Raw genomic sequence first — 8,763 nt, 5'->3', positions numbered from 1 at the left:
CGACGCCCCCAACGCCTTCGGCTACCGCAACCCCGAAAACCAGCGGCTACGAACACGCTGCGCAACCCACCCGCCGAGCCCGCAGATGCCTCAAACCCGCTTAACTTCGAAGAGCCGCCATGACCCGCGTCCGGTTGTTACGACATCGCTATGGGGACGTAATGAAGTAACAAATACGCGATCGAGAGCATCATCGCAGGTCACAGGCCTGTGGAGGGTTCGAAACGCGCAAGTTATTTCATTTCGACTCCTATGTCCTCTTTTACCGACACCAAGGAGCGGGAGAAGCGGGTGAAATTTGTCACCTACTTCACCGCGGCCCCTCCGTCACGGCCGGAGTCCGGGGCCGGCTCGGGTCCGACGCGTGGTCCGGCGTCCTGGGAGGCGCGGGAGCGAACCGGTACCTTCGCACACGTGGAGATCAGCGAACTATCGGTTCCGGACGCCTGGGTGTTCACCCCACGTCAGCACTCCGACAGCCGCGGGACCTTCCTGGAGTGGTTCCGCTCGGACGCTCTCGCCGAGGCGGTGGGACATCCGCTCACCCTGTCGCAGGCCAACCACAGCGTGAGCCGGGCCGGCACGCTGCGCGGGGTGCACTACGCGCAGGTCCCCCCCAGTCAGGCGAAGTACGTGACGTGCGTGCACGGCCGGGTGCTGGACTGCGTCGTCGACATCAGGGTCGGCTCACCGACCTACGGGACGTTCGCGGCGGTCGTCCTCGACGACGTCGACCGGCGGGGCCTGTATGTCGCGGAGGGTCTCGGGCACGCCTTCATGGCGCTCACCGACGACGCCGCGATCTCCTACCTGTGCTCGACCCCGTACACCCCCGGGCGCGAGTACGGGGTCCACCCACTCGACCCCGATCTCGCGCTGCCCTGGCCCGACGATCTCGTACCGTTGCTGTCCGACAAGGACACCGCGGCGCCGTCACTCAAAGAGGCGGAGGCGGCTGGCCTGCTGCCCGACTATCGCGCCTGCCGGGCCCTGTACGCCGAACTCCGCTCGGCGAGCGCCGCCGGGGACATCCGGTGATCCGGGTGGCCGGCCCCGGAGACGTCAAGGTCGTCCACCACCTGGTCACCGAACTCGCCGCGTACGAGAAGGAGCCGGCCGCCGTCGCCATGACGCCCGCCGATCTCGACACGGCCCTGTTCGGACCGGTGCCGGCCGCCCACTGCCTGGTGGCCACCGCAGACCACCCTACCGGCGACTCCACCCCACCACAGGTCGTCACCCCACCACAGGTCGTCGGCTTCGCGCTCTGGCACCCGACCTTCTCCACCTGGACCGGCCAGACCGGGATGTACCTCGTTGATCTGTTCGTCCGGCCGGGCCACCGCCGCCGTGGTCACGGGCAGGCCCTGCTCACCACTCTCGCGGCGATCTGCGCCGACCGCGGCTACCGGCGCATGGAATGGGCGGTACTGGACTGGAACGCCCCGGCGCAGGCGTTCTACCGCTCCCTCGGCGCGGGGCCGATCGAGGGCTGGACGACCTGGCGCCTGGGCGCCGGCGCCATCACCGCACTGGCCGGCGTCGGTGCCGGCAGCGATGCGGCCGGCATCGCTGCGGCCGGCACCGCCAGAGCCGGCACTACCTGAGCCGCACCGCCAGAGCCGGCGACGGCCAGACAGGCCGGATGCAGCAGCTTACGATCACCCGACCTGCGGTACCCATCGGCGGCTGGGTACGGTGGAGTCGGTGGCCGCCGCCCGGCCGCCGACGGAGCGGAAACCATCCGCCCATGCGGGACATCATGGTCGGGAGCGGAATACTCGACCCGTCGACGGGTGGGAGAGGAGCCGCCGAGAATATCATCATCTGATCGACCTTGGTCGGCAGGACACCCGCGAGGCGCCGTCCTCGCACGACGCAGGCTCTTTGGGGGTAGGAACGTGGATCCGACGCCTTCGACCGGCGGCGCGGAGAGCTCCGACACCATCGACAGCCAAACCGCCCACTCAGGCGGCCTACGCGACGTGGTTGCGCTCACCCTGCCCGCCGCGAGCGCCTACCTCACCGTCCTGCGCACGGCGACGGCCTCGCTGGCGGCCCGCCTCGACTTCACTCTCGACGACATCGAGGATCTCCGGATCGCCGTGGACGAGGCGTGCGCCCTGCTGCTCGTCTCGGCCGTGCCGGGTTCCTCGCTGGACTGCACGTTCACCCTCTCGCCGGGGGTAATGCACGTCTTGGTGACGGTCGAGAGCCTGGACGGCGAGCAGCCCTCCGAGGACACCTTTGCCTGGACCGTGCTCAAGGCGCTGGCGGGCGACGTGCAGACCTCGACGGGCCCGGGGTCGCGGGTGAGCATTGCCCTGCAGAAGCGCAGGGGCGTGCGCGCCAGCCTCGGTGAGCCTCCGGCCGGCCACGTCCGGGGGTCGGGTGCGTCCAGAGAGACTCCATTGGGCGACACGGTAGGTACGTCGTGACGCCGACCGGGAGAACTCCGACCCCACCGCGCACGGTACCTGATCACGACGTATCCGGTCGCGACGCATCTGATCATGACCCGGTGTCCACCGTAGACCCGGTAGCGGCGTTGAGTCAACGGGGATCCGTGCTCGACGACCACCCGGGGATCGACAGCGATCTCGGCCCCGAGGTGACGACCCAGGCACTACCGAACCCGGCGGTGGACGGTACGGCGATCGACGGGGAGAGCGATCGGCCCGACCGCGCGCATTCGCCCGACCGGGCCTTGGCCCGCACGCTGTTCGTCCGCCTCGCCGAGCTACCCGAGGACGATCCCGAACGCTCCGCCGTCCGCGATCAGCTCGTCCGGATGCACCTGCCGCTGGTGGAGTACCTCGCCCGCCGTTTTCGCAACCGGGGCGAGCCGCTCGACGACCTCATCCAGGTGGCCACCATCGGATTGATCAAATCGGTGGACCGATTCGATCCGGAACGTGGGGTGGAGTTCTCGACCTACGCCACCCCGACCATTGTCGGTGAGATCAAGCGGCACTTCCGGGACAAAGGCTGGGCCATCCGGGTCCCCCGCCGCCTTCAGGAGCTCAAACTCTCCCTGACGAAGGCGACCTCCGAGCTCTCCCAGACGCTGGGCCGCTCCCCCACGGTGAGTGAGATCGCCCGGCATCTGCAGATGAGCGAAGAGGACGTCCTCGAGGGGCTGGAGTCGGCGAACGCCTACTCGGCGGTCTCCCTCGACGCGCCGGACTCCGGCGACGACGAGGCACCCGCCGTCGCGGACACCCTCGGCGTCCAGGACGAGTCCCTGGAGGGCGTCGAGTACCGCGAGTCCCTCAAGCCGCTGTTGGAGAAGCTCCCGCCGCGGGAGAAGCGCATCCTGCTGCTGCGGTTCTTCGGCAACATGACCCAGTCCCAGATCGCGACCGAGCTCGGCATCTCCCAGATGCATGTGTCCCGGCTCCTGGCTCGGACGCTGGCCCAACTGCGGCGCGGCCTGCTCGAGGACGGCTGAGCGGACCCGTCACCCGGTCCCGCCGCCGCGCCGAGGCGGGACCGCCGGCCCGAGCCCACCGGCCAGCAGCAACGCGACGACGATGACAAGGGGCACGACGAGCAGCGGGATGCCGTAGCCGTAGCGGCCGGACTGCACCAGCCCCCACGCCACCGGCAGGCACAGGATCTGCACGACCAGGGTGGGCGAGCGGAAGGATGCGCCGTTGCGCAGCACGCCTCCCGCGAGGACCGCCACACCGAGCCCGCCGACGATGGCGAGCACCCCACCGCTCTCGGCACGACCCACGTCGTCGATGTCCGGCCCGAAGCCGCGCAGCACCTGCAGGATTCCGAGGGCCAGCAGGGTCAGCGCCTCGATGGCGAGCAGGACGGACGCCACCCGAGTGGGCACGGACGCCGCGCGAGCAGCCTGCCGCAGTGTGCCGAAGCGGCCGGCCGCCGGCTGATCGGGATGACTCGTGGATCCCATATCCCCGACACTACGTTTCCGGGGCCGTCGGCGTTCCCGGGGCCGTCGGCCAGTGCCCCCGGGGACCCTCCGGACGGTGTCCGCCGGATTCCAACGGTGTGAGAGTTTTCCCAGCCGGCGACCCGGATGACCAGGCGGACTACGGTGGAGGCATGCGAGGGCTGTTGGTCGTCAACCCCGTCGCCACTGCTACGACCGAACGTGTTCGTGACGTCCTCGCCAGCGCGCTCGCCGCGGACCTCGCCCTGGAGACTGTGGTCACCAAGGGGCGGGCGCACGGGGTGGAGCTGGGGGCCAGAGCGGTCGAACTCGGCGTCGACGTGGTGATTGCGCTCGGTGGGGACGGTACCGTCAACGAGATCATCAACGGACTGCTCCAGAACGGTCCGGTACCGGGCGGCCCAGCGTTCGCCGTGGTCCCGGGTGGCAGCACCAACGTCTTCGCCCGCGCGCTAGGCTACTCTGCGTCACCGGTGGAGGCGACCGGCGAGCTGCTGCGCGCGCTCCGCGAGGGCCGCACCCGGCGGATCAGCCTCGGCCAGGCTCAGTACGGCGACGAACGGCGCTGGTTCACGTTCTGTTTCGGCATCGGTCTGGATGCCCAGGTCGTCGCGCGGGTCGAGGAGAAGCGTGGCGAGGGCAGGCGCAACACCGCCGGCCTGTTCCTGCGGACCGCGGCGGGTCAGATCCTCCACGGCACCGACCGCCGCGGTTCGCCCATCACCCTGACGACCACCGACGCCGGCTCGGCCCTCGACCCCGGGAGCACCGGCCCAGCGGGCGGGCGGGCCGAGGAGCACATCGCCTTCTGCATCGTCTGCAACACCCACCCGTGGACCTACCTCAACTCCCGTCCCGTCCTCGCCTGCCCGGACGCGTCCTTCGACACCGGTCTGGACCTCCTCGCGCTGCGGCGGGTGCGGTTGCCCAGCGTGCTGTGGGCCGCCTCGCGGATACTCACCGATGGCGAGGGTCCGCGCGGTCGCAACGTGGTGCGCCGCCACGACACGTCGTCGATTCGCTTCTCCACGGACACACCCCTGCCGGTGCAGATGGACGGCGAGTATCTCGGGATGTTCTCCGAGGTGCTGCTGACCCACCATCCGCACGCGCTGCGCGTCGTCGCCTGACGGCTGCCCGCCCGGGAGAATGTCCGCTCAGGCGTCGAGCGCCGTGGTGGGGGTCCCGTCCGGCCGGGACAGTGCCTGGCGGATCTCCACGGGGTCGTCGCAGATCGCCCCGGTGACGCCCGCGTCGCGGATCCGCCGGGCGTCCTCGACGCTGGTCACCGTCCAGGTGATCAACCGGACGCCGGCCTCGCGTGCCCGTCCAGCCGCGTCGGAGGTGCCGAGCACCGCGCTGGTGTGCACATGCAGTTCGGTGTGGCCCGCCGACCGTGCGTAGGCGAGGCCGCCGCTCACCGACATCCGGGGCATGGTGAGGAACGCCGTCGTGACCGCGAGGCCGGCGTCACGCACCGCCTCGATGGCGAACCAGTCGAACGACGACACCGTGATGCCGCCGGCACCGGCGTCGAGGTCGGCGGCGTCCGGCCGGCGGCCGGCCCATCCCCGGGCCCGCAGCGTCTCGGCGAGCCGGCGCGCGGTCTGCTCCCGGGGTGCGTCGAAGTCCGGCTGCCCGGGCTGGTTCTTGATCTCACAGATGAGCCGACCGCGACGATCCCACACGTCAAGGATCTCATCGAGCAGGGGAATGCCCCGGGCCCGCAGCGCCGCCGTGGTCCGCCGGACCACCGCCCGGCCGGCGGGGCGGGACAGCCGCGCGTCGTGCACGCAGACCAGGTCGCCGTCCGCGCTGCGCCGCACGTCGACCTCGACACCGTCGGCGCCCACCCGCAACGCGGCATCCACCGCCTCGACCGTGTTCTCCGGGCCGGGAACCCTGCTGCCACGATGACCGAGAACCTCCATGCTCCAACCCTGCCAGCTCCGGCGGCGCGAGCGGGTCAGATCGGGCCGGGATGACGGCGCACACCGGCGCCGGAGCAGCCCTCAGACAGCCCTCAGACAGCCCTCGGGCAGCCCCCGGACAGCACAGAACGGATCCATGACCGACTGGCCTGACATCGGCGGCTTGATCGCCGAGGATCCGGGCCGCCCACCGGCCGCACCGGTGACGATCGGTGCGACGGAGTGTGACATCCCCTGGCAATCGGGGCTCCCGTGACACTTCGGCCAGCTAAGGAGACGGCCGCCCCCCGTGGTCCGCCTGTGTCCCTGCCGGACAAGTGCAGGCCAGCCAGGCTGTGAAGAGGCTTGCAGGTTCTTGCGCCGTTGCCTGTTCGGGTGGGAGGGTGGCGAATGTCCGAGGTGGATGCACGTGCACCCGGGCTCACCGACACCCGGCAACCCGCTCTACGGCCCGCCGCCGAGGCCGAGCAGACATCCTGCTCAATTTATTTTCACCTCGGCACAACCGTAGCGGCTCACAAAGCGTCTCATGTGCAGTGTGGCCCGAGACGAGAGAGGGAGTTGTACGCATGGACTGGCGCCACAGAGCGCTCTGCCGTGACGAGGATCCCGAGCTCTTCTTCCCGATCGGTACAACCGGTCCGGCGGAACGCCAGGTCGAAGAGGCAAAGGCCGTTTGCGCGCGGTGCGCAGTCACGAGTGACTGCCTCAACTGGGCACTGGACACCGGGCAGGACTCCGGTGTCTGGGGCGGGATGAGCGAGGACGAACGCCGGGCGCTTAAGCGCCAGGTCCGACTCCGGGTTCGAACCGCCTGACCGCAAGACCGTCCCCGCCGGCGGGCCGACAGCGCCCGAGGAACCGGCACCACGTCCCGGGTCCGAACAACAACACCCGCTCGCGGCAGGCCCTGCCCGCCGGAACCGGCACCGGCGGACCACAGTGGTCGCCGCATGAGGTCATGCCACAACCCGTACCGCAGCACGGGGGTAGCTGGCAGCAGCATCGGCCGTTCTGTCCGCGCGCCCGCCGCAGCAATGCGGCGCGACGCGGACGGGGCGGCCGTAATGTTTTCCGCCCCCGACCGCGCCTCCCGGCGATCGGGCCCGCTCAGGCGAGCCACCGCCCGGGACGCTCCCGACCCGGGCCCCCACGAGCACGCCACATCGGCACGACGGCCATGGACGAGGGACACATCTTGGGGGATACCCCCTCCCGGGCACCCTAAACACTCAACTTTCAGAAAGTGGGATCGACAGGAGCGCCTCCGTCCCGCACTCTGGACCGGCTTGGAGCCGGATGGTGCCGTGCATCTCGCCCAGCACCAGCTGGCGGACGATCTGCAACCCCAGCCTTGGCGAGTGCTCGAGCTGGAAGTCCTCGGGCAGCCCGGCACCGTCGTCGGCCACGACGACATCAAGCCGGTCTGCCAGGCGGCTGACCCGGATCTCGATGGAACCCGCCGAACCGTCGAACGCATGTTCTACAGCATTCTGTAGAAGTTCGGAAAGCACAAGAGCCAACGGGGTGGCGAGTTCGCCGGGAAGCCGCCCGAACGACCCGGTCCGGCGGGTGTTCGCCCGAGCCCCGGTGGAGGCCAGATCCACCGTGACCGAGGTGATCTGGTCGGCGATCTCGTCGAACGGCACGCTCTCCCCCAGACTCTGGGACAGCGTCTCGTGCACGACCGCGATCGAGGTGACCCGGCGCACCGACTCCCGCAGCGCCGAGCGCGCCTCGTCGGCCTTCGTCCGCCGCATCTGCAACCGCAGCAGGGCGGCTACGGTCTGTAGATTGTTCTTGACTCTGTGATGAATCTCATGGATCGTCGCGTCCTTACTCAGCAGCAGCGCCTCGCGGCGACGCAGCTCGGAGACGTCCCGGACGAGTACCAGCACCTCCCGGGTCGCCCCGGGAAAGAGCGGGATCGCCCGCAAGAGCACCACCGTGCTCCCGACCGCGGCTTCCACCTCCACCGGCCGACGCCGGCCGAGCGCGTGCCAGACCGCCGGGGTCGCGGCGGACAGGTTCAGCGCCCGGTGCACGGAGCGGAGGTCCTCGCCCGTGACATTGCCGGTGTAGCCGAGCCGGCGGTACGCCGAGAGCGCGTTCGGGCTCGCGAAGATCACCTTTCCGGCGCCGTCGAGCCGCATCATGCCGTCGCCCACCCGGGGGGACTCGGGAAGCTCCGCCGAGCTGCCGCGGAACGGAAAGGCGCCCTCGGCGATCATCAGGGCCAGGTTGTTGGCACCCTGCAGATAAGCCGACTCCAGCGCGCTCGGCGTCCGGGTGGTCGCGAGGTTGGTGTCCCGGGCGAGGACGGCGATCACCTCGTCACCCCGCCGGACCGGGATCGCCTCGGTCCGCACCGGGACCCCGCCGTCCCACTCGGGCTCGCCCTCCCGCGCGATCCGGTGTTCCCGCCAGGCGTTCTGGACCACCCAGCGATTGATCACGACGCTGCCGACCTCGTCGTTGTGGTACGCGGTCGGACCGGTGGTGGGACGGACCTGGGCCACGACGAGGAATTCGGCTCCGCTGGCGTGGCCGCCCCGACTGGCCCCCGAACCGGAGCGGACAGGCACGAGCAGCAACAGATCAGCGAAGGAGAGGTCGGCGAGCAGAGCCCAGTCCGCGACGAGCGCGTGCAGGTGGTCGATGTCGTCGTCGCTGAGATCCGTGCTCGCGCGCAGCATGTCGGCGAGGGTTCCCACGGCTCGCAGACTGCCAGACCGGCCGGGTTCGTGAGGTGGCGGGCACCCCATCACAGTGGTCGATACCCGTACGCTGGCCCTCGTGACCGTCGATGATGCCGCGGCGGCCGCGCCGCTCGCCTGGCTCGCGGGCCACGCCCGGGCCCGGGTCGCCGCCGGGCTGCGCCGCGAGCTACGCCCGCGGGGCGGCCCGGAC

9 protein-coding genes are annotated in these 8,763 nt (G+C 70.4%); 6 read left to right on the top strand and 3 right to left on the bottom strand.

Annotated elements, in window-relative coordinates; genetic code table 11:
- The first annotated feature begins 414 nt into the window (after positions 1–414).
- From AC08OU_RS19465 to AC08OU_RS19450, 4 genes are all read left to right on the top strand, one after another.
- Positions 415–1,038 carry a dTDP-4-dehydrorhamnose 3,5-epimerase family protein gene (locus AC08OU_RS19465; protein WP_476601571.1) on the top strand — a complete coding sequence of 208 codons (624 nt, stop codon included), beginning with the start codon at positions 415–417 and terminating at the stop codon, positions 1,036–1,038.
- Positions 1,035–1,607: an N-acetyltransferase family protein gene (locus AC08OU_RS19460; protein ID WP_476601569.1), complete on the top strand. Its 573-nt coding sequence runs from the start codon at positions 1,035–1,037 to the stop codon at positions 1,605–1,607. Before AC08OU_RS19465 ends, AC08OU_RS19460 begins: the two co-directional genes overlap by 4 nt.
- Before the next feature lie 294 nt (positions 1,608–1,901).
- Positions 1,902–2,438: an ATP-binding protein gene (locus AC08OU_RS19455; RefSeq protein WP_476591624.1), complete on the top strand. Its 537-nt coding sequence runs from the start codon at positions 1,902–1,904 to the stop codon at positions 2,436–2,438.
- Positions 2,435–3,451, top strand: coding sequence for an RNA polymerase sigma factor SigF (locus tag AC08OU_RS19450; protein ID WP_462186225.1), 1,017 nt, complete (start codon positions 2,435–2,437; stop codon positions 3,449–3,451). Before AC08OU_RS19455 ends, AC08OU_RS19450 begins: the two co-directional genes overlap by 4 nt.
- 9 nt (positions 3,452–3,460) lie before the next feature.
- Here AC08OU_RS19450 and AC08OU_RS19445 read toward each other — a convergent pair whose 3' ends face one another.
- Entirely contained in the window at positions 3,461–3,922 is a 462-nt protein-coding gene (locus AC08OU_RS19445) for a hypothetical protein (RefSeq protein WP_462186224.1), read from the bottom strand.
- Positions 3,923–4,074: 152 nt separating this feature from the next.
- Here AC08OU_RS19445 and AC08OU_RS19440 point away from each other — a divergent pair, with 152 nt between their 5' ends.
- Complete coding sequence (locus tag AC08OU_RS19440) at positions 4,075–5,052, top strand: diacylglycerol/lipid kinase family protein (protein ID WP_476601570.1); 978 nt, start codon at positions 4,075–4,077, stop codon at positions 5,050–5,052.
- A 27-nt stretch (positions 5,053–5,079) separates the two neighbouring features.
- On the opposite strand, the gene AC08OU_RS19435 is transcribed toward AC08OU_RS19440, so the two are convergent.
- Complete coding sequence (locus AC08OU_RS19435) at positions 5,080–5,853, bottom strand: glycerophosphodiester phosphodiesterase (protein ID WP_462186222.1); 774 nt, start codon at positions 5,851–5,853, stop codon at positions 5,080–5,082.
- Between the two features lie 569 nt (positions 5,854–6,422).
- Here AC08OU_RS19435 and AC08OU_RS19430 point away from each other — a divergent pair.
- Entirely contained in the window at positions 6,423–6,671 is a 249-nt protein-coding gene (locus tag AC08OU_RS19430) for a WhiB family transcriptional regulator (RefSeq protein ID WP_011438134.1), read from the top strand.
- Between the two features lie 414 nt (positions 6,672–7,085).
- Here the strand turns inward: AC08OU_RS19430 and AC08OU_RS19425 are convergent, their stop codons facing one another.
- On the bottom strand, positions 7,086–8,549 hold the full coding sequence (locus AC08OU_RS19425; RefSeq protein ID WP_476601572.1) for a sensor histidine kinase: 1,464 nt from the start codon (positions 8,547–8,549) through the stop codon (positions 7,086–7,088).
- Positions 8,550–8,763: the final 214 nt, after the last annotated feature.

This window comes from Frankia sp. CcMO1, assembly GCF_977945845.1.
This window is presented reverse-complemented; position numbering and strand designations above follow the sequence as displayed.

What these genes read in the sequence shown, in the direction of transcription:
- AC08OU_RS19445 (WP_462186224.1), bottom strand. Translation starts at nt 3,922, where the DNA reads ATGGGATCCACGAGTCATCCCGATCAGCCGGCGGCCGGCCGCTTCGGC.
- AC08OU_RS19425 (WP_476601572.1), bottom strand. Translation starts at nt 8,549, where the DNA reads ATGCTGCGCGCGAGCACGGATCTCAGCGACGACGACATCGACCACCTG.
- AC08OU_RS19440 (WP_476601570.1), top strand. Translation starts at nt 4,075, where the DNA reads ATGCGAGGGCTGTTGGTCGTCAACCCCGTCGCCACTGCTACGACCGAA.
- AC08OU_RS19430 (WP_011438134.1), top strand. Translation starts at nt 6,423, where the DNA reads ATGGACTGGCGCCACAGAGCGCTCTGCCGTGACGAGGATCCCGAGCTC.
- AC08OU_RS19435 (WP_462186222.1), bottom strand. Translation starts at nt 5,853, where the DNA reads ATGGAGGTTCTCGGTCATCGTGGCAGCAGGGTTCCCGGCCCGGAGAAC.